Source organism: Cohnella sp. 56 (assembly GCF_037963805.1).
Classification (GTDB): Bacteria; Bacillota; Bacilli; order Paenibacillales; family Paenibacillaceae; genus Cohnella.
This window is the reverse complement of sequence record NZ_JAZDQE010000002.1, coordinates 304523-330868: the sequence shown is the minus strand read 5'-3', so window position 1 is coordinate 330868 and position 26346 is coordinate 304523. Positions and strand designations below refer to the sequence as shown.

Below are 26346 nucleotides of genomic sequence, written 5' to 3'. Positions count from 1 at the left end.
GGAATTCACCTCCGGAATTACCGCTCGCCCATCAGGAGCACCTCAGGTGCCATCAGAATGCCGAACCGTTCGTTCACGGTCCGTCTTACACGTTCCATCAAGGCGAGCACGTCTTGGGCCGTCGCATGGTCATCGTTGACGATGAAGTTGGCGTGCAGCTCGGATACTACGGCTCCGCCCTCCCTGGCTCCCTTCAGCCCCGCCGCTTCGATCAGCCTGGCGGCATGATCTCCCGGCGGGTTGCGGAAGACGCTGCCCGCGCAGGCGAGCTGCAGCGGCTGCGTCCGCAGCCTGCGGTCCTTGTAGGACGCCAGCATGGCGGCGATCTCCTTGCGGTCCCCGGGCTCCAGGGCAAACGTCGCTTCGGTCACGATGCCCCTTCTCTCATGGAGTACCGAATGCCGGTAGCCGAAGCCCAGCTCCTCGTTGCCGTACGTCTCCTTCGTACCGTCCTCCCAGACGATGCTGGCCGACTTTAAGATTCGAGACACGTCCGAATGATGCGCCCCCGCGTTCATATAGACCGCGCCGCCGACCGTGCCTGGAATACCACTGGCAAACTCCAGACCGGTAAGTCCCGCCTTGCCGGCCATGACCGACAGCTTGATGAACGAATACGAACCGCCGGCGACGACGAGATTGCCATCGAAGCGAAGCGTGTCGAATCCTTTGCCAAGCTTGATCACGGCGCCGCGGACACCGCGGTCCGAAGCGAGCGTATTGGAGCCGCGACCGAGAACGGTCCAGGGAACGCCGTGCCTGTTCAGCGCAGCGATGGCCGCCGCCAGCTGCTCGCCGTCTTCCGGCACGAGGAACAGATCCGCGGGTCCGCCGATCTTCCAGGTCGTATGCGCGGCGAGCGGCTCGGCCAGCTTGATGATCCCCGAATACGAACGTTCAAGGTCCGCGATTAACTGCTCCATACTAAGTCCTCCTCCAATTCTATCTCAGGAGTTGCGGGCATTTTCTCCGGCGTGAACGCATTATCGCGGACAGCCGCGATCACACCCTATCGTATGTCGCGCATGCAAGCATGGTGACAAACGCCCAGCGATCGGTCCGCCGGGACGAGAATGATGTGCCCGCTCTCCGAATCTCCTCATTCAAGTTCGCGCCGCGCGAACGGCCGATACTAATTGCTCATAGATGATGCCTGCCGCCTCGGGCATCCCGATCGATCGGGCCGACTCCGCCATCCGAAGGCGGCGGGGCTCGTCGTTCATGATGCCGGCCACAGCCTCGAACAGCTTCGTCCCGCTCAGCTCGCGCTCCACAATCATGACGCCGCCGCCCGCTTGAACGACGCTCTCCGCGTTCGCCTGCTGGTGGTTGTTCGTCACATTCGGAGAAGGAACATAAATAGCGGGAACGCCAATTGCGGTAAACTCGGCAATAAACGAGGCCCCCGCGCGTCCGACGACAAGGGAGGTCGCCGCCAGCACCTCGGCCATATTGCTTATGTACGGCTTCACATGGACGCGCGCGGCGACGGCCGGATCGCCGATGCGGTCCAGCTCGCTCCGCATCTCCTCATAGTAACGTTCCCCGGTCGCGAACACAAAGTGAACGTCCGGCAAGCCCGCCAGCTTCGCGGCCGCTTCGGCCGCAGCGCGGTTCAGCGCCTGCGCCCCCCGGCTGCCGCCGACGACGAGCACGAATCGGGTCCCCGGCGCGAGGCCGAGCGAGGCGTATCCGCGTTGCGGATCGCCGCCCAATATCGCCGTGGCGCACGGATTGCCCGCATACTCAACGCTCTTGACCTTAGCAAAATGCGGCTTGGAGTCGGCGAAGCTCACCGCCACCGCATCCGCATAGCGGCTTAAAAATTTGTTCGTCAGGCCCGGAACGACATTCTGCTCGTGCAGCAGCGTCGGAATGCCCAGCTTGGCAGCCGCATACACGACAGGCCCGCACACATAGCCGCCCGTGCCGACGACTGCGTCGGGCCCGTACGCGCGCAGCAGCGACTTGGCGCGCCGCACGCCGCGAATGAAGCGCACCGCCGTGCGGATGTTCTCGATCGACAGCGACCTCCGGATGCCGGTAATGTCGATGCTCTCGAACCGCACGCCCTGCTCGGGCACGATCCGGCTCTCCAGCCCGCGCTTCGTGCCGATGTACAGCAGCTCGCTGCCGGGCTCCCGGCGCACGACCTCGCGGCCGATTGCAAGCGCCGGATAAATATGTCCGCCGGTACCGCCGCCGGTCAACACGATACGCATAGTGTCACCTCGCAAATCTGGATAGGTTAAGTAAAATGCCGAGCGCCGTCAGAAGCAGCGTCAGCGATGAACCGCCATAGCTGACGAGCGGCAGCGTAATGCCCGTGACGGGCATCAGCCCGATGACAACGCCGATGTTGATCAGCACCTGGACGGCGATGATGCCGACGATGCCCGCAGCCAGGAAGCTGCCGAACGGATCTTCGATCGAGATCGCCGTCCGCATGCCGCGCCAGATCAGCAGCAAAAATAAAATGAGCAGCAGGCTGCCGCCGATGAAGCCCAGCTCCTCGGCCAGAATAGAAAATATAAAGTCCGTCTGCGGCTCGGGCAAATAGTTGTACTTCTGCCGACTCATGCCGAGTCCGAGCCCCACGAGTCCCCCCGGTCCGATCGCATACAATGACTGGATCGACTGGTAGCCCGCGCCGAGCGGGTCCTGCCAAGGATCGAGGAAGGCCGTGATCCGCTGCAGCCGGTAAGGCGCAGTGGCGATCAGCCCGACGAATCCGGCGACGCCCAGCAGGGCGAGGCCGCCCAGATGGCCGAGGCGGGCGCCGGCCGCAAAGATAACGAGCAGCGCAGCGCCGATCATGACGGCGCCCGTGCCGAGATCGGGCTGCAGCATGATAAGCCCGAACGCGCCGAGCAGGATGCCGAGCGGCGGCAGAAGCCCTCTCGTGAACGACACGAGCTTTTGCTGCCGTTCGGCGAGGAAGCGGGCCAGGAACAATATCATCGCCAGCTTCATGAACTCGGACGGCTGGATGCCGAAGCTGCCGATGCCGAGCCAGCTGCGCGCGCCTCCGCGCACGACGCCGACGCCGGGTACGAGGACGAGCAGCAGCAAGCCGAAGCAGACGAGCAGCCCCGGCAGCGCCCAGCGCTTCCAGCGTGAATAATCTACGCTCATCGTCACGAACATCATGAAGATGCCGAGCGCGGCGAACAGCAGCTGACGCTTCACGTAATAGAACTTGTCGCCGTAATCGTGGAAGGCGGCAACGGCGCTCGCGCTGTATACCATCACGATGCCGACGGCTAATATGCCGAGCGTCGCCGCGATCATCCATATGTCGGGAGCTTTGCGGACCTTGGCCATAACCGGACACCTCGCCAGACGAAGAAGTGGGGACATGCCCCCTTCTTACAGCGTATGCGCCGATTGTTTAAAAATGCGCCCCCTGACCTCGTACGACGGGAACATGTCCCAGCTGGCGCAGGCGGGCGAGAGCAGCACGATATCTCCCGGACCGGCCATGAAGGCGGCCTCGAGCACGGCTCTCTGAAGCGTCTCGGCGGCATCCTCTACAGGTTCGACGACCGCGACGCTCGTTAAACCCGCCTCCTCCGCCACCTTGCGAATCTTGTCCCGGGTCTCCCCGAGCGCGACGACGCCCTTCACCCGTTCCCTGAACAAAGGGATCAGCTCCCGGTAATCGGAGCCGCGGTCGAGTCCGCCCGCAATCAGGATGAGCGGCGCCGGCAGCGAAGAAACGGACATGATCGTGGCGGTCGGATTCGTCGCCTTGGAGTCGTTGTAATAGCGGACGCCGCGAAACGTCCCGACGAACTCCAGGCGGTGCTCGACGCCCCGAAACTGCTCGAGCGGCTCCTGAAGCGCCGTCGGCTGCGCCCCGGCAGCGAGCGCAATGGCGACAGCGGCCATCGCGTTGGCGCAGTTGTGCCGGCCTGGCAGGCCCAGCCGGTCCACGCGGACGATGCGCGTCTCGGCGCCGTTGCCGTCGCGCGCGACGATCCAGCGCTCCGGCTGCTGGCCGGCGCCGCCCGCCGTCGCTGCTTCAGCCGCGGCAGTCCCTGCGGCTGCGCGTTCGCTGCCCGCCTCGTCCCCGCCTCCCGCGGCCGGGTACGGCGGCTCGACCGAGACGCCGACGTCCAGCCGCTTGGTCAGCGAGAATGGCCACCTGCGCCCACCGCTCGCCGCACCGATCCGCGCGCAGACGGCATCGTCCGCGTTATACACGGCCGTATCCCCTTCGCTAAGGTTGGCGAACAGCTTTGCCTTTGACGCCACGTAATCTTCCATCGAGCCGTGATAGTCCAGATGCGTCTCTGCGAGATTCAGCAGGCAGGCGATCCGCGGATGAAAATCGCTCGTCCCCTTCAGCTGGAAGCTGGACAGCTCGGCTACGAGCCAGCCGTCAGGCCCGATCTCCTCGGCCGCGTCGACGAGCGGACGTCCGATATTGCCGGCGACGATCGGCTTAAGACCTGCTGCGGATAGCAGCTCGCCCGTCCAGGTCGTCGTCGTCGTCTTGCCGTTGGACCCGGTGATGCCGATGATCGGGGCAGGCGACAGCTGGCCCGCCACCTCGACCTCCGTCACGACCTCGATGCCCAGTTCCTCTGCCCGCCGGACAGGGGCGGCCGTGTACGGGATGCCCGGATTTTTAACGAGCAGTGCCGTCTCCGCCGTGACCAGATCGTCCGGATGCTCCCCGCATACAACAGAAATGCCCAAAGCCTCGAGCTCCGAGGCTTCGGGACAGGCATCTCTTTCTTTGCGGTCGCCGGCCGTCACGATCCCGCCGGCCCGATGGAACAGCTTCGCGGCCGCCACGCCGCTGCGGGCGAGGCCCAGCACGACGATCTTGCGGCCGCGGTAATTCGCCAGTGGCCTCATAGGTTCCCAATCCCCTTATACAAAATCAGTCCGATCGCGGCAAATATGAGGCCCGCCGCCCAAAAAGTCGTCACGACGCGCCACTCCGACCAGCCGGTCAGCTCGAAGTGATGGTGGATGGGACTCATCTTGAATACCCTTTTGCCGCGCGTCTTAAACGAAGTGACCTGGATAATGACCGACAGCATCTCGAGCACGAATACGCCGCCGATCACAATCAGGAGCAGCTCGGTCTTGGTCAGAATCGCGACGGCGCCGATGCCGCCGCCGAGTCCCAGCGAGCCCGAGTCGCCCATGAATACCTTGGCCGGGTGCGCATTGTACACGAGAAATCCGAGCACCGCGCCGACGACCGCCGCCGAGAAAATCGCGGACTGCTGCTGCGTCGCCTGAAGCGCCACAATCGCGAAGGCGCCGAATGCGAGCGCGCTCGTCCCCGACAGCAGGCCGTCCAGACCGTCCGTAAAGTTGACCGCGTTGGTCGCAGCGAAAAAGATGATGACGACCAAAATGTAATAAGCCCAGCCGAGGTCGATCGACCAATTCGTACCCGGCACGCCGACGGCGGTGCTCAGGCCCATACGATGAATAATGAAGCAAAAAACGATCGATACGAGCAGTTGGCCCAACAGCTTCTGCTTGGCGGTGAGGCCGAGCGACCGCTTCATGGCGATCTTGATGAAGTCGTCCAGAAAGCCGACGAGACCGAAGCCGAGGCTTGCGGTCAGCAGCGCCCAGAACGGCCAGCCGCGATCCGAGAACTTGAGGAAGGCGACCGTCATGGCGAGCAGGATGATCACGCCGCCCATCGTCGGCGTACCGCTCTTCTTGAGATGGGACTGCGGGCCGTCGTCGCGCACCTGCTGGCCGAACTTGAGCCGGCGCAGCACCGGAATGCACAGCGGCCCGAGCAGCACGGCGAGCAGGAAGGAGACGCCGAGCGTCCATAGTGTAGAAGCGTAATCCATCAGCGTGTCTCCTCCTTCCCGGCCGCCAGTCTGCGCACGACCTCTTCAAGCCGCATGCCGCGCGAAGCCTTCACCAGCACCAGATCCTCCGGCTGCACGAGCTCGAGCAGCGCCTCCGCCAGCTCGTTTTTGTCCGTGAAATGCCTGACCGTCCCGCCCGGCATCGCCTGCGCGGCCTCGCTCGCCATCAGCGCGGATCGGGGACCGTAAGCGAGCAGGCCGTCCGCCTGGCCCTCGCACAGCTCGCGCCCGATTCCCGCGTGATACGCCTCCTCGTCCGGCCCCAGCTCCAGCATGTCGCCGAGCACGAGCCATTTGCGGCGGTAGCCTTCAAGCTGCGCGACGAGCCGGATCGCGGCCCGCACGGAGGCTGGGCTCGCATTGTAGGCGTCGCTGAGGATGAGCGCGCCGTTCCAGGCCCGGACGCGCTCGATGCGCATGCCGGTGAGCTGCGCCCCGGCCAGCCCGCGCGCGATGTCCGCGTCCGCGATGCCGAGCAGCCTGGCGGCGGCGATCGCCGCCAGCGCGTTGACGGCGTTGTGCCGGCCGGGAATCGGCACGGCAAAGCGGGACGCGGCCGCATTCGCGGCGCCAGCAGTCGCTTCATCAGCAGCCGCTCCGCCTGCGACCGCTGCACCGCCATCAGCCGCTTCGCCCGCAGGCGCACCGGCGCCGGCCGCAGCCGCGAACGACGCGCTATCCGCGTCCGTCGCGATATCGAGCGCGCGCAGGTCGCATGCTTCGGTCTCGCCGAACGTGAGCGTGCGGACGGCGTCCGCCGGCAACGCGAGCGCCGCCAGTTCCTCGCGCAGCAGTGGCTCGTCGCCGTTGTAGATGAGCGTGCCGCCCGCCTTGAGCCCCTGCGCGATCTCCAGCTTGGCCTGCGCGATGCCCCGCCGCGAGCCGAGCTGGAGCATGTGCGATTCGCCGATATTGGTAATGACGGCGATATCCGGCCGGGCGATACGGGTGAGCAGCGCGATCTCGCCGAAGCCGCTCATCCCCATTTCCAGCACGAGAACCTCCGTATTTCTGTCCGCCCGGAGGATCGTCAGCGGCAATCCGATATGATTGTTATAATTGCCTTCGGTCTTGGCGGTCTTGAAGACCGTCCCTGCCACAGCGGCGATCAAGTCCTTGGTCGTCGTCTTGCCGTTGCTGCCGGTCACCCCGATCACCCGCGGCGACCAGCTCGCCAGATACCCTGCGGCAAGCCGCTGCAGCGCGGCGAGCGTATCGTCGACGAGCAGCAGCGGAATGCCCGGATCGGCCGGAACAGCCGTCTCCCGGTTCCACAGCGCCGCCGCAGCGCCCGCCTCCACAACCTTGTCTATGTATGCATGTCCGTCGAACCGGTCGCCCGCGAGCGGCACGAACAGCTGACCCGGCGCGATGGACCGGGAGTCGGTCGATACACCCGCGATCGCCGTCTCGCCGCCCGCTCCCGCACCTGCTCCTCCGCCGGCCACAACCGCGCCGCTCCATGCGGCCACTTCGCTTAGCGTCGCTCTAATCACTGCAATCTGCTCCTTATGGCGTCGCGCGCCGTCAGGCGGTCGTCGAAGTCATACGTCGCGCCGCCGATAATCTGATAGTTTTCATGCCCCTTGCCCGCTATCAATACTACATCCCCCGGGTCGGCCATTTCAACCGCTTTGTGGATGGCCCGGCCGCGGTCCGGCTCGAGTGCGTAGCGGCCCGGATCGACCGCTGCGTCCTTCAGGCCAGCCTCGATATCCTGCAATATTGCCAGCGGGTCCTCGGTGCGCGGATTGTCACTCGTCACGAGCAGGACGTCGGCCAGCTCGGCCGCGATCCGGCCCATGATCGGACGCTTGGTCCGGTCCCGGTCGCCGCCGCAGCCGAACACGCAGATGACCCTGCCTTCGGCGATCTCGCGCACGGCGCGCAGCACGTTGTCGAGTCCGTCCGGCGTATGGGCGTAGTCGACGACGACCGCGTACGGCTGTCCTTCGTCGACGGCCTCGACCCGGCCCGGCACGCCAGGCACCGCCTCGAGGCTGGCGACAGCCGCCTCCAGCGAGATGCCCTCGCAGAGGGCGGCCGACAGCGAAGCGAGCGCGTTGTAGACGTTAAACTTGCCGACCATGCGCAGCTGTACATCCGCCGATCCGCGGAACGTCTCGACGTCGAACGAGGTTCCCCGCGCGGAGATGCGCACATTGCGGGCGCGCACGTCGGCCTCGCGCTCGATGCCGTAGGTGACGACCTCTGCGGCCGTGAGCCGCGCGTACTTGACCGACGCCGGATCGTCCGCGTTAAGCACCGCATACGCGCGATCTTCCGGTCCTGCGCCATAGTCGTTGCCGAGCCGCGAGAAAAACAGCCCCTTCGCTTCGGCGTAAGCTTCCATCGTGACGTGGTAGTCGAGATGATCCTGCGTCAGATTGGTGAATACCGCCGTTTTGAAGCGCGTGCCCCAGACGCGGCCCTGTTCAAGCGCATGCGAGCTGACCTCCATCACGGCCCGCTCCGTGCCGGCCTCCGCCATGGCACCGAGCAGCCGCTGCAGCGGCAGAATGTCCGGCGTCGTGCCCGACATCGGATAGCTCGCGCCGCCGTATCTGGCTTCGATCGTGCCGATGACGCCCGGTGCGATGCCCGCATCGCTCAGGATGCGCTCGATCAGATACGTCGTCGTCGTCTTGCCGTTCGTCCCCGTGACGCCGATCGGCCGCAGCTTCAGCGAAGGACGGCCGTACCAGCTGTCGGCGAGCACGGCCAGCGCGCGCCGCACGTCGGGCACGAGCAGCTGCGGCACGGCGAGCGGCAGCTCGCGGGAGACGACCAGCGCGGCCGCGCCGCGCTCGATCGCCTGCGGGGCGAAGTCATGTCCGTCCACCCGATGTCCGGGCAGACAGAAGAACAGCTGTCCCGGCTGCACCGCCCGGGAGTCCGCCTCGATGCCAACAATATCGATGGCTCCGTCGCCTACCATCCGATGCAGCAGCAGTTCCTTGGCCAATTCGTTCAATTGCATCGCGCTCTCAGCTCCTTGTGACCAACAGCAATTCATTTTGCTCTTGTGTTCATCATTGATTTTCCTATGCGTACATTATCCGCCAAGCCGTCTTTTCAAACAAGTGGAAGGAAAGACTTGGTATGCATCGATCACCGAAGCCGAATCAGCCGCTCAGCCCGGCGATCCTCCCGGCCCGTGCCGCTGCCGCCGCTTCAATCCGCAGCGTTCCCCGCAGGTGCCTGTTCCCCCTCGCTGCCGAGGTAGATGCGGATGACGGAGCCCTTTTGCACCCGCTCGCCGGCGGCCGGCGCCTGCCGGAGCACCGTGTCGCCCTTCCCGGAGGACGACAGCTGGAAGTTCATGTTCATATCCTCGTACAGATCGGATACCGTCTTGCCGACGAGATTCGGCACCGTCACCGTCGGCAGCTCGCCGAGCTTGTATTCTTTGGCGATCTGGTCCTTGCGCGGCTGCACGCCGAGGTACGGCAGCGCGTCCGCCATGATCCCCTTCACGATCGGCGCGGCCACGACGCCGCCGAATTGAATGCCCTGCGGGTTGTCGACCGCGACGTAGACGATCAGCTGCGGATCGTCCGCCGGCGCGAAGCCGATGAACGAGACGATATGCTCGCTCGCCGAGTAGACGCCGTTGATAACCTTCTGCGCGGTCCCCGTCTTGCCGCCGACCCGGTAGCCGTCGAGGAAGGCGTTGCCCCCCGTGCCCTGCGCCACGACGCTCTCGAGCGCTTCGCGAACCTGCTTGGACGTGTCGGGCGAGATTACCTGGCGCACGAGCTCGGGCTTGATCTCCTCAAGCGTCTCGCCTGTATCCGGGTTGATCCACGCCTTGGCCACATGCGGCTTGAACAGCTTGCCTCCGTTGACTGCGGCCGCGACCGCGGTGATCTGCTGGATCGGCGTTACCGATACCCCTTGGCCGAACGCCGTCGTCGCCAGCTCCACGGGACCTACGTTCGCCAGCTTGAACAGGATGCCGTTCTCCTCGCCGCCGATGTCGATACCCGTCCGTTTGCCGAAGCCGAAGTTTTTGATGTACTCGAACAGCTTCTCCTTGCCGAGCCGCTGCCCGAGCGTGACGAAGCCGGGGTTGCAGGAGTTCTCGACGACCTCGAGGAACGACTGGCTGCCATGACCGCCCTTCTTCCAGCACCTCAGCCGCGCGCCGCCGACCTCGATATAGCCGGGATCGTAGAAGCGCTCGTTGGCCAGATTGACCTTGCCCTCCTGAATGGCGGCCGACAAGGTGATGATCTTGAACGTCGATCCGGGCTCGTAGGTCATCCAGATCGGCAGGTTGCGGTTGTATACCTCGGGCGCGGCTTCCTGGTAGCGATCCGGTTGAAAAGTAGGACGGCTGCCCATCGCCAGAACTTCGCCGGTCTTCGGGTCCATGGCGATGGCGATCACATCTTTGGCCTGATACTTGAGCATCGCCTGGTCAAGCTCGCGTTCGACGATCGATTGGATCTTCTGGTCGATCGTCAGTTGCAAGGTCAGCCCGTCACGCGGCGGCTGATACGCTTCGGACGAATTCGGCATTTGCCTGCCCGCCGCGTCGGTAAAAAACGAAATGTTGCCCTTTGTGCCGGACAGCAGCGCGTTGTATTGCTTTTCCACGCCAGTCAGCCCGCTGTCGTAGCCGGTGATGCCGAGCACCTGCGCGGCCATCGTGCCGAACGGGTAAAACCGCTTGTTGTCTTCGGCGACGTAGATGCCCGGCAAGGCGAGATCCCGGATCTGCCGCGCCAGCTCCAGCGTGATCTTGCGTCCGCCCGGCTGCAGCTTCACGCTGCTCGCCTTCTTCTTGAGCTTGGCGGCGATGTCGCTCCCGTCCATCCCGATGAGCGGGGCCAGCTTGGCCGCCGTGCCATCCTTGTCCTTGACCTGCGCCGGCACCGCGTATACGGTCGGCGAGCTGATATTGTACGCGAGCTTGATGCCGGTGCGGTCGGTGATCGTCCCCCGCTTCGCCTCGAACGGGATCTCGCGGCGCCAGGAATCCTCGGCTTGCTCCGCCAGCTCTCCGCCCTTCACGAGCTGTACATAAGCAAGGCGCGCGATCAGCGCCGTAAATCCGATCCCTACGGCGAGCAGCGCCAGCAGCAGGCGCCGTCTTACCGTTACTTGCGAGATTCTCACGCAGGTAAGCCCCCTCCCCGGAATATCGGTGCGTTACTCCCACCCTATTCCTTGGAGAAGGGGCTTAGAACAAGCTATCCCGTCTCGTCCGATCCGTCAGCCGCCCGCGCCGGCGGCTGCTCCGTCTCCCGCAGCACCTGCGCCGGACCCGGCGCCCGCGTTGCCGTCCGCCCGATCCGCTTTACCGTCGTTGCCTTCGTTCGCTTTGCCGTCGTTCGCTTTGCCTTCGTTCGTTTTGTCATCCTTCGCTTTGCCCGCTTCGTCCAGTGCAGCATCCTCCTGCCCGAGCGGCGGCGTCAGCGTCAGCGCGATCTGCAGCTTGCCGCCTTCCCTCGTCGCCTGCTGGGCGGATACGTAGCCTTGACCGCTCGCCGTGCACGAGCCGCCGAGCAGCGAGCACATCTCCAGCGCATCGCGCAGCGACAGCCCCTTCAGACTCGGCACGCTGCCGATCGTCTTCTCGGTGATCAGGTACACCTGCTGCGAGGTCGGCAGCACGGAGCCCGCCTTGGGCAGCTGCGAGACGACCTTCGCGCCCTTGCCGAGCACGACCGAGCCGAACCCGCTCTCAGACAGCTTGCTCTTGGCCTGTACCGTCGTCATGTTGGACACGTCCACGACTTTGGCCGTTATCGGACCCGCCTCTTCTTCCGCTTTGGCTTTGTCGCCCGCTTTATCCGATAGATTCGGCAGGATGCCGAGATGACGCAGCGACTTCTCCATGATCTCCTTGAAGATCGGCGCGGCTACCGATCCGCCGCCGGCCTTCGCATCCTGGGGCTCGTCGACGAGGACATAGAGGACGATCTTCGGGTCCTCGACGGGCGCATAGCCGATGAACGAGACGACGAACTTGTCCTCCGCGTATCCACTTCCGATAACCTTTTGCGCCGTGCCGGTCTTTCCCGCGATTCTGTAGCCTTCGATGTAGGCATTGCGCCCCGTACCGATGGCCTTGTCGCTGACGACCTGTTCGAGATATTCGCCGACCTTCTTGGACGTCTGCTCGGAGATGACCTGCCGGATGACCTTCGGCTCCGTCACCACCTTCTCGCCCGTATTCGGATCGGAGATCGACTTGATAATATGCGGCGTCATCAGCTTGCCGCCGTTGGCGACGGCCGCGACGGCCGCCACCTGCTGGATCGGCGTCACCGATACCGCCTGGCCGAACGTCGCCGACGCATAGTCGCGCTCGCGCACGAGCCGGGTCGTGCCCGCGATCTCGCCCGGCAGTTCGATGCCCGTCCTGACGCCGAACCCGAAGTTGTCGATGTATTGCTTAAACTTGTCTTTGCCGAGCTTCTCGTATCCGAGCTTGACGAACGCGACATTACTCGAACGCTTGAGGCCCTCGAGATAGCTGATCTCGCCCCAGCCGCCGCGCTTGATGTCGTTAACCGGCTTGGACTTCGGGATCGCCACGCTGCCCGACATATAGTGGTCCTCCGGATTGAACAGTCCTTCCTGTACGGCCGCAGCCAGCGTCACAATTTTGAACGTGGAGCCCGGTTCATAGATGGATTGCACCGCGTTGTTTTTAAAAGCAGATAAATTTTTGGAATAATTCCAATACGTATTCGGATCGAAGTCCGGCAGGCTGACCATGCCGAGAATGTCCATTGTTTTCGGATCGGCGGCGATCGCGGTCATGCTCACCGGATGGTTTTCGTCGTATGCCTTTTTCATCGCCTGTTCCATATAGAACTGGATGTCGTGATCGATCGTCAGCGTGACGTTTTTGCCGTCAAGCGCCTGTTTGGCTTCGATCTCGCCGCCGGCGAGCTGGGTCCGCTTGCCGTCCTTTTGATAAGTAATGGAGCCTTCCTCGCCCTTCAGCTCGTCGTCGAGCGTTTTCTCGAGCCCCATCACGGCCAAGCCTTCCTTGTCCTCATAGCCGAGTATTTGCGAGGCCAGCGAGCCGAGCGGGTAATAACGCTTTTTCTCCTCGACCATGTAGATGCCGACATCCTTTTTGCCGGTAAGCTCCCGCATCTGGTCACGGAAGGCGAGCAGCCTGTCCGCCACTTCCTTGTCCAGCTTCCAGCCTTCGGGACGCACCTCGCGCTGGCTGAAATATTCTCCCTTGCTTGTTTTCGCGTCGATAATTTTGCGTGTCTCGTCCTCGGGCTTGCCCAGCACGTTGAACACTTTGGAGGAGATCTGATCGATCAACTTCCAATCGGGGTGCTCGTCATTCAGCTTGTGAATCACCTTCGGACTGAGCGCGAGCGTGTAGGCCGCCGTGTCCGCCGCCAGCACCGTGCCGGTACGGTCGGAGATCGTGCCGCGCTCCTGCACGAGCTTTTTGGTCGTCACCCAAGTTTTGCGGGCTTCTTCGGACCAGAATTCGGCGTGGGCGACCTGCACCCAGTATATACGTCCCCATAAAGCGACAAACAGGAGGGTAATTAACCCTCCCGCCAGCAATGTACGGACTCTGATTCGTTTCGTCATTTCCCTCACCTTCCGTCAAATCTCGAAGCCGCCGCCAAACGTATCCGGCTCAGTTTCCTTCCTTGGACAGCGTGATCGGCTTTTTGCCGTTGTCATATACATAACCCTTCTCCGCCGCCAAGCGGGAGATTCGCGCGGGATCTTTGAGCTTGTCCACCTCGCGCTGCAGCTCTTTGGTCTGGTCTGCGCTCGTTTCGTATTCGCTCGTTATTTTTTGAATGGTGCGGTTCATCTCGTACAGATTCGCATTGCGGTACAGAATCAAGCCCGCCACCGCGACGCATACGAAGACGGTAAGCAGGTAGAGCAGCTTTTCGCCGACAGGGATCGTCTTGCGCCTGACATAAGCCGCCGTCTGCGCGGCAGCCGGACGCTGCTGCTTCCTCTGCTGTTCGGGCTGCCGCTCCTCGCGTACCGCCAGATTGCCATAATACCGCATATTCAACGTCCCCCCCCAAGCTTAATGCTATTAATTATTGTTCTGCGGCGCTCAGCTTCTCGGCGATTCGAAGTCTGGCCGAGCGCGCGCGGTTATTGGCCGCAAGCTCTGCGTCCGTCGGCTCGATCGCCTTGCGCGGCGTCAGCTTCAGCCTGCCCTCGCCCCACACCGTCACCGGGAATCCCGGAGGCGTGATATTGGCCGGCACTTCCTTGACGAACGTCTCCTTGCATATGCGGTCTTCGAGCGAATGAAACGTAATGACCGCGATGCGTCCGCCCGGAGCGGCGCAATCGATCGCCTGCTTCAGCGCGTCCCTGAACGCCTCCAGCTCGTCGTTGACGGCGATGCGGATCGCCTGGAAGGCGCGCTTCGCCGGATGCCCCCCCGTTCGCCTCGCGGCGGCGGGAATGGCGGTCTTCACGAGCTCTGCCAGCTGGCCGGTCGTCTCGATGGGCGCCTTCGCTCTGGCTTCCGCCAGGTGCCGGGCGATTTTGCGGGCGAATTTCTCTTCGCCATAATCGCGCAAAATGCGCGTCAGTTCGCGCTCGTCCCATGTGTTGACGACTTCTCGGGCCGTCAGCGTCTGACCGCGGTCCATTCGCATATCGAGCTCGGCGTCGTGATTGTAGCTGAACCCTCTGTCGGCTTCGTCCAACTGCGGGCTGGATACGCCCAGATCGAACAAAATGCCGTCTACCTGCGGCATACCGTCTTTTTCCGGTACGCCGGCTTGCCGCAGCGCGTCCGCGAGATGCCGGAAGTTGCTTTTCACCAGCGTCACGATTCCGCCGTATGGCGCCAATCGCTCCCGCGCGTGAGCGAGGGCGGTGTCGTCCTGATCCAGACCGATGAGCCTCCCTCCGGGGCCGAGGCGCGAAGCGATCGCTTCGCTGTGTCCTGCGCCGCCCAGTGTGCAATCGACATAGATGCCGTCTTCTCGGATATTCAGTCCTTCTACCGCTTCTTCTTTAAGCACGGTGATGTGGTGGAACAAAGTATGGCCTCCCGGCAACCCGCGCGGTCCCGCTGTCGGTTGCTTCTGTCTATGTAGTAGTGATGTGTGAACGGTGCTTCATGATCGGCGCGGCGGACGGCTTCAGAAATGAAAATCGAAATCGACCAGCTTCTCTGCAATCTCGCCAAACGATTCCTCGGATGCATGACTGTAGGCTTCCCAAGTCGCCTTGTCCCAAATCTCGACGCGTGTGGATACGCCGATGATCGTGCATTCCTTGGTCAGCTTGGCATATTCGCGCAGGTGGTTCGGAAGGTTGACCCTTCCCTGCTTGTCCCATTCGCCTTCGGAGGCGCCCGAGAACAGCAGGCGGGAGAACGCTCTCGCGTTGGCCGCCATCGAGGGCAGCGCGCGGAGGCGCTGCTCGAGCTGCTGCCACTCCTCGCGGGGATATACGAACAGGCAGTTGTCGAGCCCGCGGGTGACGATGAAGTCCGTGCCCAGCGCGTCGCGGAATTTAGCGGGAATAATGATTCGGCCTTTGTCATCGATCGAATGCTGATATTCCCCTAAAAACATGACGGCTGCACACCTCCCTCCATATTCCACCACTTGGCCCCACTTTAAACCACTTATGATCACTATTCGAGCAAAAAAAAAGAAATCCTGCTTAGAAAGCAGGATTTCCGGAAAATATTTTAGGTTATTAAAAAATCGTCATTATTCGTGCCCGGCCCAGCTGTCCAGGTACGACTTTTGATCTTCGCTCAAGGTATCGATGGAGATGCCCAGCGATTCCAGCTTGCTTCTGGCGACCTGCTCGTCCAGCTCGTAAGGCACCTTGACGACGTGCTTGCCGATCGCTTCGTAGTTCTCGTTCACGTAGCGCAGGGAGAGCGCCTGCAGCGCGAACGTCATGTCCATAATCTCCGCGGGATGGCCGTCCCCCGCCGCCAGGTTGACGAGCCGCCCTTCGGCGAGCACGTAGATCCTGCGGCCGTCCTTCAGCTGATATTCCTCGATATTGCGCCGCACGGTCCGCTTCGAGGCCGACAGCGCCGCCAGCTCGACCAGGTTCACCTCGACGTCGAAGTGGCCCGCGTTGGACAGGATCGCTCCGTCCTTCATGGCTGCGATATGCTCGCCGGTGATGACGTCCTTGTTGCCGGTGACGGTGACGAAAAAGTCTCCGATCTTCGCCGCTTCGGCCATCGACAGCACCGTAAAGCCGTCCATGTATGCCTCGACCGCCTTGATCGCATCGACCTCGGTCACGACGACGTTCGCGCCGAGGCCTTTGGCCCGCAGCGCCACGCCTTTGCCGCACCAGCCGTACCCGTTGACGACGACGGTCTTGCCCGCGACGACGAGATTGGTCGTCCGGTTGATGCCGTCCCATACCGATTGGCCGGTGCCGTAGCGATTGTCGAACAAATATTTGCAGAAGGCGTCGTTGACGGCGACCATCGGGAATTGGAGCGAGCCGTCCTTCTCCATCGCCTTCAGGCGCAGAATGCCGGTCGTCGTCTCCTCGGCGCCGCCGCGAATGCCTGGCAGCAGGTCGCGGCGCGTCGTATGCAGCATCGTGACCAGGTCGCCGCCGTCGTCGATGATGAGATCGGGCTTCGTCTCGAGCGTCCGCTCGAGCAGGCTGTGATACTCCTCGGGGGACGGATTGTACTTGGCGAACACGGCGATGCCGTCCTCGGCCAGCGCTGCGCAGACGTCGTCCTGCGTAGACAGCGGATTGCTGCCGGTGATCGCCACCTCGGCGCCGCCCGCTTGAACGACCTTCGCCAGATAGGCGGTCTTCGCCTCCAGATGGAGCGAGATCGCGACCTTCAGGCCTTTAAAAGGAAGCTCCCGCGCGAATTGCTCGCGAATCCGGTTCAACACCGGCATATGTGCTTCGACCCAATCGATCTTGAGGCGCCCCTCGGGCGCCAGCGACGGATCGCGGATAATGCTGGACAGCGTCGTCTTCATAAACAACATACCTCCTGAGTTCGGCCTCCGGGCCCGGCCTGCTTCTGGGCCATCAGCCGATGGCCGCCCGTCACGTCGAACGGAATGCACCGCAGGGCGGCGAGCCACGACATGCCGTAGCGATTAATAAAATGAACGATGCCGTATACGCGCTCCTGGGGGTCGCCGAGCGGACGAAGCGAATGCAGCATCCGGTCCCACTGCCGCAGCGACGACTCGTGGCGCTTCGCGATCGCGCCGCTCGTCCGCTGCTCCAGATAAGCGATCTGCTCGAGGATGAGCTCCATGTTGCTCTCCCCGAGCTTGGCGAGTCCCCGGTCGACCGCGGTCACGGTGCCGAGGAGCGGCTCGTACAGCCTGGTGAACTGCGCCCGGACCTCGGCGAACCGACCTTCGATGTCCCACGTATCCTGCGCGGCGAGCCATTCGCGCTTCAGACGCTCGCCCTCCGCGGCGATCTGCTCGGCGGTGACGTCGTACTTGGCCAGCAACTTCTCGACCTGGGGCTCCAGGTACGTGAACGACTGTCTCGGCACGAGAATCGGCATCTCCAGGCCGAAGGCCGTGAACGCCGGCCCGAGCGACGCCCAGTAGGCGATCTCGGACGGACCCAGCACCGTAGCGAGCACAGGCAGCAAATAATCCTGCATGAGCGGACGCGACAGCGCATTGTTGCTGAGCAGTTCCGGCCGCTCCGATGCCATCCGCAGCAGCTCATCCCTCGTATAAGAGAGTCCGCCCTTGCGGTCCTCGAAGCGATCATCCTGCCTGAACAGCAGCGTACGCCCCTGCTCCGCATGCACGAACAGATTGGCGCCGTCCGGCGCGGATTCGGCCTGGATCGGATAGCCGAGCGCACGCACGGCGGCTTCGCCGGCCGTGAGGGCTTCGCTGAGCTGCTCGCCGCCCTCGATCAGCGCCCGGAACATCTCGCTCTCGAGCCCGCGGATGGCCGGATCGTCCGCATCCATCAGCACGAGTCCGTCATCTGCGAACCAGTCGGCGAGCAGGCGGGCGAACGCCAGCGTCAGCGTCGGCGCATCGCTCGCATACTTCCTGATTTGCCGGAGCAGATTCGGTTTAAATTCCGTATCAGGGAGCGTCAGCGCAAGCTCGGTGAGCGCGATCTCCCAGTCGACCGCGGACAGCGGCGTTCTGCTGACGGCATGGCGGGGCCCTTCGGGCCGGTTCAGCTTCACCTTGCGCGGTTCGCCTTCGCCGGGGGAGACGAACAGATGGTTCGCTTCTTCGAAGTCATGATCCTCGCCTGCGATCCAGAAGACCGGCACAACCGTCCGGCCCAGGCGCTGCGACGCGTGCTTGGCCGCCTGGACGACGGTCAGCGCCTTGTAAGCGATCAGGAGTGCCCCGCCGAACAGCCCGGCCTGCTGGCCGCCGACGATCGCGAGCGCGCCCCCGGCCAGCGCCTCAATATGTCTCACGGCCTGCTGTGCCGGACCGAGCTGCCGCTGATACGCGAGCAGCGCATCGGCCAGCCGCCTGCGGTCCGCGCGGCCGCCCGCGCCTTGATCGAGCCGCGCTGCGCGGCGGCTCCAAGCTTCTATATCGTTACAGTGGGCGCCTCCGAACAGCGCAGCGACTCGGTCGTCGCCGCGCCGGTAAGCTTCGGAGAGAGATTGCGCCGTCCCGTCGTTAAAGGGAGTCGTATTCATCCCGGACATCCTCCCGTCCGAATGTTGTCATTCTCGATTGTACATGAACCGGCCGGATATCGTCAAAGAAAGAAGGAGGAGCAGCTATGCCCATGCCTTGGAAAATACTCAATGCGCTCGCCTGGGTCGGCGTCGTCGCCGTCAATGCGGCCGCCGCCACAGGCGCTCTGCTTGGCCAATCGTCGGGGGAAATATCCGACAAGTTTCCTACGCTGGTCACGCCCGCCGGCTACGCGTTCGCGATCTGGAGCGTCATTTATTTGCTGGCGCTCGGCTATGTCGTCGTCGCTTTTTTGCCGAGCCGGCGCGACGACAGGACGATGCGGGCGACCGCGCCCTGGTTTTTCGTCAGCTGCCTTTTTAATGTCGGCTGGCTCCTCGTCTGGCACTCGGAGCGGTACACCGCGTCCGCGTTCGTCATCGCCTGTCTGCTGCTGACGTTGATCGGCCTGTACGCCGCCTCCCGGCCTGCGGCCAGGGCTCCACGGCGCAGCGGGGACTTTTTCCTGATCGCGCTGCCTTTTTCCGTCTATCTCGGCTGGGTGACGGTCGCGACGATCGTCAACATCTCGGTCGCGCTCCGCGCTGCAGGCTGGGACGGCTGGGGCATATCGGACGCCGCCTGGGCGGTGTCGCTCATCCTCGTAGCGGCCATCCTGGCCGTCGTCGCGGCGCTGAAGGACGGCGATCCGTGGTTCCCCCTCACAGTCGCCTGGGCGCTCATCGCCATCGGCGTCAAGCAGCATCCCGCCTCGCAGACCGTTGCCATCGCCGCATGGGCGGCCGCGGGCTTGGCGATCGCGGTCGCGCTGTACACGCTGCCTGGCGCAGCGACGCGCAAGACGCGCCGCGCCTGATCGCCGCCGCGCCAAGAAAGGACCGTCAGGGAACAGCTCGTCCCTGACGGTCCTTTCGCTTGGCCTGCGCCGCACCCCGGCGCGCTGTCCCGTCGCCTGCGGACTATTCCCAGTCCCCCCGCACGAAAAACAGGACGAGCTCGACCGCCATGAGCAAAATGTACAGCACGGCGAGCGCAAAAAACGACAGCCGCCAAATCGCGCGAAACAGCCTGAGCCCGTCCACCTTGCCGCGCAGCCGGAACTGCGCGTTGCCGATCAGCCCGGCTCCGAGCAGCATGAACAGAAGAATCATATAAAAGCCCATATGCATGCCGAAAACTCGGTTGAGCAATACACTGACGATGCCCACGAGAAAAACCGTCGTCAAATCCATCGCAAGTCCGAGCGCGCGCTTATTATCGCCTGTCTGCGCCCGCGAAATGCCGAATACTGCGGCGAACGGAATGACGGATCCGATGGCCAGCACGGCGTATGCGGCTACTAGCGCGTTCCACAAAGCGCGATCACCCACCCTTCTCTATCGTCCCCCGCAGCGCGGAGACAAGCGCCGTTACCGATTCGTTAAGAGGCGCCGGCAGTCCCTTCGCCGCGGCCAGTCTCGCCACTGCGCCATTGATCGCCGCAATCTCCGTCCCTCTGCCGGCCAGCACGTCCTGCAGCATGGAAGAGCGATTGGCGGCAGTCGCCGCGCACAGCTCGAGCAATTGCTCCCACAAGCCCGCTTCGGGCGGCAAGCCGCAGGCCGATAGCACGCCGAGCGTCTCGTCGAACAGCCGCTTCGTCACCGCCGCGCGTTCCGGCGTACGGACGAGCTCGCCGTTCGCGATCCGCAGCAGCGAAGTGAGCGGATTGATGACGGCATTGTTCAGCAGCTTCCGAAGCATCCTCTTCGCCATATCATTCGACACGTTCGCGGAAAATCCTGCCTGCTTCAACACGGCGGCAACCGCCTCCGCCTCCGTCTCGTCCCCCTCCGCCAGCGCCTCGCGCCCGCCTTCGAACAGAGGCGCGCGCCCGAGCCATATCTCGCCGGCTCCGGTATGCCTGACGGCCGCAGGTCCCGTCCTGAGTGACGCCTCCGTCGTGACCGCGGCGAGTATCGTCCTGCCCGGCAGCCAGCCCGCCAGCAGATCCGTATGCCCGATGCCGTTGCAGAACGCGGCCAGCGGCGAGCCGGGCGGCACCGCCCGGGCGATCGGCGCCGCGAACGCCGGCGCAAGCGCCGTCTGCTTCACGGCCAGCAGCGTGAGCGCGGGCCGGGCCGGACTTTCCGCCTCCAGCGCGGACGCCTCGACCGCCGTGCGAATTGCCGCCCCCCCGATCGCAGACTCGATTGTTATGCCTTCCGCCGACAGCTTTTCCGCCTGCTCCCCGGTTCTCGTCCTGACCGTGACAGGCACGCCCGAGGCCGCCAGCCTGCCGGCCAGCAGCAGTCCGATCGCGCCGCCGCCGATCACCTGTATATGCTTCAATCCGCTCTCCTCCGCTCTGCTCGCTTGCCCACATCCGTCCATTTTGCCGCCTTCAAGACTACCATACCTCGACGCGGCTCCACGCACAACGCCCGCCAGCCGCATCCGGACGAGAAAAAACCGTCATGGGAGATCCGAAGACCCCTGACGGTTCTGGTTCCTGCCGCGATTTGCGTTCGCAACGCGATTTGCGAATCTTTTAAAGCCGAACTATTCGATCCGTTCGAGATTGCCGTTGGCGTCCATTTTGAATCTCGCTTTTTCCTCTTCGGATTCCTCCGACAGAATCGCGAGCCGGCGCGCCCGGTCCATGATGCGGATGAGCGCCTTGTAGTCGTCGTTGACGACCTGATAGTCCGTCTGGGCCGCATCCGCCTGCCGGGAGAGACGATCGTTGTTCTCGCGAAGAACGGCGAGCTGTTCGTCTCTTTCTCTCAATTCCTTCTCCAGCTGCCTGACCTGCCGGCTCAGCTCCTGCACGGAGCCCTTCCACTGCTTCAAGTAGCGGATCACCGCTTCCATGCTGAGAGCCTCCGAGCCGATCAACTCGCCTTTGGGAGACGCATCGTCCTCCGCCGGCGCTTCTGCGCGCTCTTCGACGTGCAGGTGAACGGCTCCCTGCTTTTTGAGATAATTGCGCTTCTGACGCTGCTGCTTGGAGATGCTGATCGCATCGTCATACCTTTTGCGGACGCAGCTGTTCCACCTGAACCCGCAGGCCGCGGCAGTGCGCGCGATCCGCTGTCCGACCTCCTCGAACGCGGCGAGCTGCGTGCTCCCCTCCCGTATGTGGCGGAGCGTGATCTCCGCCAGAATCAGATCGTCATCCGCGCTCCATGCATCTTGTCTAATAGCCGCCATGCGGTCTATTCCCTCCTCGGTCGCTCACATCGACTTGCTTTCTTTTTTTATCTGTATGCCCGTGATAGAAATCATAGAATCTATCGGATACCTCTAGGTATATCCATTTTTGCCCCCAGTATACCTTCCTGCCCGCCTTTGCGAACGAAAGTCCGACGCCGCGAATAGCCTGACGGCCGTGCGGTATACTAGGCTTGGACGAAAAGTTTGCCATTTCGTCACGAAACCCCGTTTACACTGCCCCCGAACCGTGGGTATAATATGCTGTAGAAAAATGGTTAGAGAAACGCTGAAGGGGGATTACCATGGCACGCATGTTCCGGATGCTGGGATTCTGGACGCTCGCGATCGCGCTCATGTCGTTCGCTGGCGATATGTATGAAATGGCGCTTCTGTTCTTTATTCAGACAGCCGCCTTCTTCTTGCTCGGTTACCTGAAGTTCACGGAGCGCACATACGTCTTCATGTTTTGGGGCTATATGATCATCGCGTTCCTCGGCTTTACCTACTGGTCCGTATTTGAGATGGGCTTGCCTGCCTGACGCCTGACGGCAGCCTGAAGGCCGGAGCATATGCTCCGGCCTTTTTAAGTTGCCTGCAGCCCGCTGAATGTTCACACGCGATGCCCTGCTCTTGCCCGCCTCGCGACCCTTCCGCGGGGCTCTTTTTCGTCTATAATAAAGTGTGATTGCATAAGCTTGGACTACCGCGAACCCGTCTGGCGGGAGGAAGGAGGGACAGATGCGGAAGCTAGGAAGGCTGGCCGTCATCGTCACCGTGCTGGTGCTGCTGCTGCCGGGACGCGTCCCGATCGCGCCGCCGCCGGCGTATGCGGAGCCGCTCTCCGATTCGGTCAAGCAGCTGCTGGAAAAGGGGCTGAGCGTCGTCGAGATCGACCGGGAGATCGAGCGCGTGCAAGCATTGCGGAAGGATACGGAACGGTCGATCGCGCAAAGCGAAACGGAGCTTGCGCAGCGTCGCATCGCGATCGCCGCGCAGCGGGAAAAAGCCGGACGCGTGCTGCGCGCTTATTATATGGGGCAAAAGGATGCGATGCTCGGCTTGCTCGTCAGCTTCAAGTCGTTCGCCGGCCTGCTGCGCAGCTGGGAGCTCATCGACATGGTGTTCGAGGCGGACCGGCGGACGCTGGACGGCTACAACCGCGAATACGAGACGATTCGGGCCGGACAGGCGAAGCTGGAAAAGGACAAGGAGGAGCTGTCCCGCGTAGCGGAAGAGCTGTCCCGGCAGCGGGATCGCGTCGCGGCGCTGCAGGCGGAGATCGAAGGCGCGATCGCGGGGAGCGCCGATCCCGAACTGGCAAGGAGACAGCTGGAGGAAATGCAAGCCTACTGGCAAAATGCGGGGCTGTATGAAGTTCGGCGCCACTTCGGCGCTTTGGCCAAAGCGATGAACAAGCTGCCGGATTGGATTCAGGATCACCCGGAGGCGCTCAAGACGAAAGGGTTGACCGTGACCCTGACCTTGACCGACGACGAGCTGAACGCCTTCCTGCGTTCGCAGAGCGAGCTGCTGAAGGACTTCCGGATCGAATTCATGCAGGACCGGCTGTCGCTGACCGGCAACAGCGGCACGATGAAGGTCGCCATCACCGGCACGTACACGGTGGAGAACGAACCCAAAAACGCGATCATGTTCCATATGAATACGGTCGAATTCAACGGTCTCGCGCTGCCCGATACGACACGGGACGACCTCGTCCGCGACTTCGACCTCGGCTTCTATCCGCAGCAGGTCATGACCTATCTGAAGGCGGACGATGTCAGCCTCGAGGACGGCAAGCTAATCGTGAAGCTCAAGATCGGCAAGTAGCTCGCTCCAGCGCGAGGGCCAATCGGCGAGCGCCAGACGGCCCTGGCGCCATTCGCTCCATAGCGAGCGCAGCTTCTCCATGCGCCTGGGCCAGTCTGGCGCCGCGTTCGGCTCCCAGTTCGGGAACTGCTGCCCGCTCTGGGCGGACAGCGCCGGCAGCTCGTGGTGGGCCGCATAGGCGGAACGATATACGGGCAGAACTCCAAGCGCGGCATAATTGTCCAGCTGCAGCGGCTCTGTCGTCATGCCTGCGATCCATGCTTTGGCCGCTTCTTTTTCCTCCGTCCTCGCATCGATGACGAACGAAGCCCCCGCATCGAACGTATAGGGCTTGTTCCAGCCGCTGCGATCGATCGACAGGCCGGCCGCCTCGTTCCGGCCAAGCTCCGCGATTCCCTCGGCAGCTGCGGATTGGCGCATGACAGCCGCCGCGTATTGTCCGGATGCCAGCGCCTGCCAGAAGGAGGCATCGGATACCGGCCTGGGCAGCGGGCCTGCCGTAGCGCCGAGCGTCTCCATGAGCGAGACTGCCTGGCCTGCGGTCCAATCTCCCGCTTCGCCGAGGAGCAGCCGCTCGGATCGCATCCCTGTCGCGGCGCTCAGCCAGGCGAGCAGCGCGCCCGGATCCGCCTCGTCGATGGCCAGCCACTGTCTGGCGTTCTGCTGCGCCAGCCCCGCCCCCAGCACGGTCCAATCCATGCCGGACAGCGGCAGCGTCATCGCGCTGCCGTCCGGGCGCGCGAGCGCGGACAGCCGCGCGCGATTCCACACGATCACATAAGGGTCCAGATGATGCGGCACGCCCCACATGAAGCCGTTCCATTTGGCCTGGGCTTTGATTCCGTCGAACTGCTGCGACAGCGCGTCGCCTTCGAACGCCGCATCCGCCGTCAGCAGGTCTCCTCTCACCGCCAGCCGCTTCACCCATGCGCTCGGTACGAGCGCGACATCCGTTCCCTCCGCCCCATGCCGCCAATCCTCAAGCAGGCCCGCCCCATCTGCGGGGTCGAGCCTCGTCAGCTCGACATGCATGTCCGGATGAAGGCGCGCCAATTGATCCGACTGCCGCTCGAGCAGGCGGAAGGCGGTCTCGTCCGATATGATCTTGATCTCCAGACTGGCGGGGCGCTCTGCGAACGCGGGCTCTACGGCCGTGTCCCCGGCATCCTCCGGGCTACGCTGCGGCACCTCCTCCGGCACCGGGGCAGACGCCCAGGGCGAGGTGAGCAGCAAGGCCAGCATGAGCAGCATAAGCACGACTACGGACTTGCGGCGCGTCACATTGAACACCTTCCTCCGCTCCGACGCTTGCGGACTTATTGCTTTTTATCATGATAGCAGGAATGGGACGCCTTGTCGCCTGCTTCTTGCAACCGCTTTAGCCGCGCGGCCCGGCACATGCAAAGAGCGGGCGCTCTCGCAGCTGCGCCCGCTCTTTGTCTCCATCACGGCAATTACAGCTTTTCGGCGGCCAGCTGCGCAAGCTTGGAGCGCTCGCCCTTCTCGAGCGTCACATGACCGCTGATTCCTTCTGCCTTGAAGGTCTCCACAAGATACGTGAGCCCGTTGCTCTGCGCGTCCAGATACGGATGGTCGATCTGCTCCGGATCGCCCAGCAGCACGATCTTGCTGTGCTCGCCGACACGCGATACGATCGTCTTGACCTCATGCTTGCTCAAGTTCTGCGCCTCGTCGATGATGATGAGCTGCCCCGGAATCGAGCGTCCGCGTATATAGGTGAGCGCCTCGACCTGGATGCTGCCGAGCCCCATCAGGATTTTGTCGAGGTCCCCGGATTTTTTCGTATCGAACAGAAACTCCAGATTGTCGTAAATCGGCTGCATCCAGGGCCGCAGCTTCTCCTCCTTTTCTCCCGGCAAATAGCCGATATCCTTGCCCATAGGCACGACGGGCCGCGCGATCAGCAGCTTCTTGTATTTATGTTCGTCCTCTACCTTCATGAGCCCGGCCGCGAGCGTGATGAGCGTCTTGCCCGTGCCCGCCCTGCCTGTGAGCGTCACCAGCGGGATATCGTCGTTCAGCAGCAGCTCCAGCGCCATCCGCTGCTGGGCGTTGCGCGCGGTGATGCCCCAGACGGGCTCGTTGGACAGATGCAGCGGCTCGAGCCGCGCGCCGTCCTGGCTCACCTTGAGCAGCGCCGACTTGGACGTGCCTAGCTCGTCGCGCAGGATGACGAATTCGTTGGGATGAAGCTTCTGCTTGAGCCCCATCTGGTTGATGCTGAGGAAGCGGTACGTATAAAATTCGTCGATCTGGGACGGATGGACATGCAGCGTGACCTGCCCCGTATAATGGTCGGTTCCCTCCGCGATCCGGTCCGACAGGTAATCCTCGGCCGTGATGCCCAGCACATCCGCCTTGACGCGCACGAGCACGTCTTTACTGACGAGAATGACGGGCCGGGCGGACTCTGGCTGCTCCTGCTCCTCCAGATGATAATTAAGCGCGACGGCCAAGATGCGGTTGTCGTTGGTCATCTCCCCGAACTGCTCCTGCACCCGCACGAAGCGGCGGTGATTCATTTCTACCTTCAGCACGCCGCCGCCTTCCAGCGCAACCCCGTTATGCAAATGCCCGATCTCCCGCATGCGGTCGAGCTCCCTGGATACGAACCGGGCGTTGCGCCCGATCTCGTCGGCCAGCCGTTTCTTGGAGTCGATCTCCTCGAGCACGACCGAAGGAATAACCACCTCGTTTGCGCCGAAGGCATAGACGGCGAGCGGGTCGTGGAGCAGCACGTTCGTATCGAGCACATAAATTTTTCTCACGGCGGTTTCCTCCCGATTGAGACGGATTGTGACGAGCTT

The 26346-nt window shown here is 63.2% G+C and carries 22 protein-coding genes; 3 read left to right on the top strand and 19 right to left on the bottom strand.

The genetic code is table 11. The annotated features are described in order from the left end of the window. Positions 1–17: 17 nt before the first annotated feature. From murB to bshC, 14 genes are all read right to left on the bottom strand, one after another. Positions 18–923: a UDP-N-acetylmuramate dehydrogenase gene (gene murB / locus VQ071_RS04415; RefSeq protein ID WP_340512649.1), complete on the bottom strand. Its 906-nt coding sequence runs from the start codon at positions 921–923 to the stop codon at positions 18–20. Positions 924–1103: 180 nt separating this feature from the next. Further along, positions 1104–2222, bottom strand: coding sequence for an undecaprenyldiphospho-muramoylpentapeptide beta-N-acetylglucosaminyltransferase (gene murG, locus VQ071_RS04410; RefSeq protein WP_340512648.1), 1119 nt, complete (start codon positions 2220–2222; stop codon positions 1104–1106). Between the two features lie 4 nt (positions 2223–2226). Beyond that, positions 2227–3324, bottom strand: coding sequence for a stage V sporulation protein E (spoVE, locus tag VQ071_RS04405; protein ID WP_340512647.1), 1098 nt, complete (start codon positions 3322–3324; stop codon positions 2227–2229). Positions 3325–3369: 45 nt separating this feature from the next. Then, on the bottom strand, positions 3370–4866 hold the full coding sequence (murD, locus tag VQ071_RS04400) for a UDP-N-acetylmuramoyl-L-alanine--D-glutamate ligase (protein WP_340512646.1): 1497 nt from the start codon (positions 4864–4866) through the stop codon (positions 3370–3372). Further along, positions 4863–5834: a phospho-N-acetylmuramoyl-pentapeptide-transferase gene (gene mraY / locus VQ071_RS04395; protein ID WP_340512645.1), complete on the bottom strand. Its 972-nt coding sequence runs from the start codon at positions 5832–5834 to the stop codon at positions 4863–4865. Before mraY ends, murD begins: the two co-directional genes overlap by 4 nt. Continuing rightward, positions 5834–7351, bottom strand: coding sequence for a UDP-N-acetylmuramoyl-tripeptide--D-alanyl-D-alanine ligase (locus tag VQ071_RS04390; protein WP_340512644.1), 1518 nt, complete (start codon positions 7349–7351; stop codon positions 5834–5836). The genes mraY and VQ071_RS04390 overlap by 1 nt, the downstream gene beginning before the upstream one ends. Then, positions 7348–8835, bottom strand: coding sequence for a UDP-N-acetylmuramoyl-L-alanyl-D-glutamate--2,6-diaminopimelate ligase (locus VQ071_RS04385; RefSeq protein WP_340512643.1), 1488 nt, complete (start codon positions 8833–8835; stop codon positions 7348–7350). Before VQ071_RS04385 ends, VQ071_RS04390 begins: the two co-directional genes overlap by 4 nt. A 194-nt stretch (positions 8836–9029) precedes the next feature. After that, positions 9030–10979: a stage V sporulation protein D gene (locus VQ071_RS04380; protein WP_340512642.1), complete on the bottom strand. Its 1950-nt coding sequence runs from the start codon at positions 10977–10979 to the stop codon at positions 9030–9032. 96 nt (positions 10980–11075) lie between these two features. Beyond that, the gene (locus VQ071_RS04375; RefSeq protein ID WP_340512641.1) at positions 11076–13436 is read right to left on the bottom strand and encodes a penicillin-binding transpeptidase domain-containing protein; all 2361 of its coding nucleotides are present in this window, start codon (positions 13434–13436) and stop codon (positions 11076–11078) included. 49 nt (positions 13437–13485) lie between these two features. Continuing rightward, positions 13486–13875 (bottom strand): cell division protein FtsL, encoded by a 390-nt coding sequence (gene ftsL2, locus VQ071_RS04370; protein WP_340512640.1) that lies wholly within the window; start codon positions 13873–13875, stop codon positions 13486–13488. 34 nt (positions 13876–13909) lie between these two features. Further along, positions 13910–14872 carry a 16S rRNA (cytosine(1402)-N(4))-methyltransferase RsmH gene (gene rsmH / locus VQ071_RS04365; RefSeq protein ID WP_340512639.1) on the bottom strand — a complete coding sequence of 321 codons (963 nt, stop codon included), beginning with the start codon at positions 14870–14872 and terminating at the stop codon, positions 13910–13912. A gap of 102 nt (positions 14873–14974) precedes the next feature. After that, the gene (gene mraZ, locus VQ071_RS04360) at positions 14975–15412 is read right to left on the bottom strand and encodes a division/cell wall cluster transcriptional repressor MraZ (RefSeq protein WP_340512638.1); all 438 of its coding nucleotides are present in this window, start codon (positions 15410–15412) and stop codon (positions 14975–14977) included. Between the two features lie 141 nt (positions 15413–15553). Beyond that, the gene (locus tag VQ071_RS04355; protein ID WP_340512637.1) at positions 15554–16819 is read right to left on the bottom strand and encodes an adenosylhomocysteinase; all 1266 of its coding nucleotides are present in this window, start codon (positions 16817–16819) and stop codon (positions 15554–15556) included. Then, the gene (gene bshC, locus VQ071_RS04350) at positions 16816–18492 is read right to left on the bottom strand and encodes a bacillithiol biosynthesis cysteine-adding enzyme BshC (RefSeq protein ID WP_340512636.1); all 1677 of its coding nucleotides are present in this window, start codon (positions 18490–18492) and stop codon (positions 16816–16818) included. Before bshC ends, VQ071_RS04355 begins: the two co-directional genes overlap by 4 nt. A 92-nt stretch (positions 18493–18584) precedes the next feature. On the opposite strand from bshC, the gene VQ071_RS04345 reads away from it, so the two are divergent. After that, the gene (locus VQ071_RS04345; RefSeq protein ID WP_340512635.1) at positions 18585–19349 is read left to right on the top strand and encodes a tryptophan-rich sensory protein; all 765 of its coding nucleotides are present in this window, start codon (positions 18585–18587) and stop codon (positions 19347–19349) included. Positions 19350–19452: 103 nt separating this feature from the next. Here VQ071_RS04345 and VQ071_RS04340 read toward each other — a convergent pair whose 3' ends face one another. From VQ071_RS04340 to VQ071_RS04330, 3 genes are all read right to left on the bottom strand, one after another. Then, positions 19453–19848 carry a DUF3397 domain-containing protein gene (locus VQ071_RS04340; RefSeq protein ID WP_340512634.1) on the bottom strand — a complete coding sequence of 132 codons (396 nt, stop codon included), beginning with the start codon at positions 19846–19848 and terminating at the stop codon, positions 19453–19455. Positions 19849–19855: 7 nt separating this feature from the next. Beyond that, positions 19856–20824 (bottom strand): ketopantoate reductase family protein, encoded by a 969-nt coding sequence (locus tag VQ071_RS04335; protein ID WP_340512633.1) that lies wholly within the window; start codon positions 20822–20824, stop codon positions 19856–19858. A gap of 210 nt (positions 20825–21034) precedes the next feature. Beyond that, positions 21035–21685: an RsfA family transcriptional regulator gene (locus VQ071_RS04330; protein ID WP_340512632.1), complete on the bottom strand. Its 651-nt coding sequence runs from the start codon at positions 21683–21685 to the stop codon at positions 21035–21037. Positions 21686–21990: 305 nt separating this feature from the next. On the opposite strand from VQ071_RS04330, the gene VQ071_RS04325 reads away from it, so the two are divergent. Together VQ071_RS04325 and VQ071_RS04320 are read left to right on the top strand one after the other, a co-directional pair. After that, positions 21991–22227, top strand: a complete 237-nt coding sequence (locus VQ071_RS04325) for a DUF2626 family protein (protein ID WP_090115152.1) — start codon at positions 21991–21993, stop codon at positions 22225–22227. Positions 22228–22426: 199 nt separating this feature from the next. Continuing rightward, entirely contained in the window at positions 22427–23518 is a 1092-nt protein-coding gene (locus tag VQ071_RS04320; RefSeq protein WP_340512631.1) for a coiled-coil domain-containing protein, read from the top strand. On the opposite strand, the gene VQ071_RS04315 is transcribed toward VQ071_RS04320, so the two are convergent. Continuing rightward, positions 23489–24808, bottom strand: coding sequence for an extracellular solute-binding protein (locus VQ071_RS04315; RefSeq protein ID WP_340512630.1), 1320 nt, complete (start codon positions 24806–24808; stop codon positions 23489–23491). The genes VQ071_RS04320 and VQ071_RS04315 overlap by 30 nt on opposite strands. Positions 24809–24972: 164 nt before the next feature. After that, positions 24973–26307, bottom strand: coding sequence for a PhoH family protein (locus VQ071_RS04310; RefSeq protein WP_340512629.1), 1335 nt, complete (start codon positions 26305–26307; stop codon positions 24973–24975). Between the last annotated feature and the right edge of the window lie 39 nt (positions 26308–26346).

Coding starts and splice junctions, on each gene's coding strand:
- murB (WP_340512649.1), bottom strand. CDS start 923: ATGGAGCAGTTAATCGCGGACCTTGAACGTTCGTATTCGGGGATCATC.
- murG (WP_340512648.1), bottom strand. CDS start 2,222: ATGCGTATCGTGTTGACCGGCGGCGGTACCGGCGGACATATTTATCCG.
- spoVE (WP_340512647.1), bottom strand. CDS start 3,324: ATGGCCAAGGTCCGCAAAGCTCCCGACATATGGATGATCGCGGCGACG.
- murD (WP_340512646.1), bottom strand. CDS start 4,866: ATGAGGCCACTGGCGAATTACCGCGGCCGCAAGATCGTCGTGCTGGGC.
- mraY (WP_340512645.1), bottom strand. CDS start 5,834: ATGGATTACGCTTCTACACTATGGACGCTCGGCGTCTCCTTCCTGCTC.
- VQ071_RS04385 (WP_340512643.1), bottom strand. CDS start 8,835: ATGCAATTGAACGAATTGGCCAAGGAACTGCTGCTGCATCGGATGGTA.
- VQ071_RS04375 (WP_340512641.1), bottom strand. CDS start 13,436: ATGACGAAACGAATCAGAGTCCGTACATTGCTGGCGGGAGGGTTAATT.
- ftsL2 (WP_340512640.1), bottom strand. CDS start 13,875: ATGCGGTATTATGGCAATCTGGCGGTACGCGAGGAGCGGCAGCCCGAA.
- mraZ (WP_340512638.1), bottom strand. CDS start 15,412: ATGTTTTTAGGGGAATATCAGCATTCGATCGATGACAAAGGCCGAATC.
- VQ071_RS04355 (WP_340512637.1), bottom strand. CDS start 16,819: ATGAAGACGACGCTGTCCAGCATTATCCGCGATCCGTCGCTGGCGCCC.
- bshC (WP_340512636.1), bottom strand. CDS start 18,492: ATGAATACGACTCCCTTTAACGACGGGACGGCGCAATCTCTCTCCGAA.
- VQ071_RS04345 (WP_340512635.1), top strand. CDS start 18,585: ATGCCTTGGAAAATACTCAATGCGCTCGCCTGGGTCGGCGTCGTCGCC.
- VQ071_RS04330 (WP_340512632.1), bottom strand. CDS start 21,685: ATGGCGGCTATTAGACAAGATGCATGGAGCGCGGATGACGATCTGATT.
- VQ071_RS04325 (WP_090115152.1), top strand. CDS start 21,991: ATGGCACGCATGTTCCGGATGCTGGGATTCTGGACGCTCGCGATCGCG.
- VQ071_RS04320 (WP_340512631.1), top strand. CDS start 22,427: ATGCGGAAGCTAGGAAGGCTGGCCGTCATCGTCACCGTGCTGGTGCTG.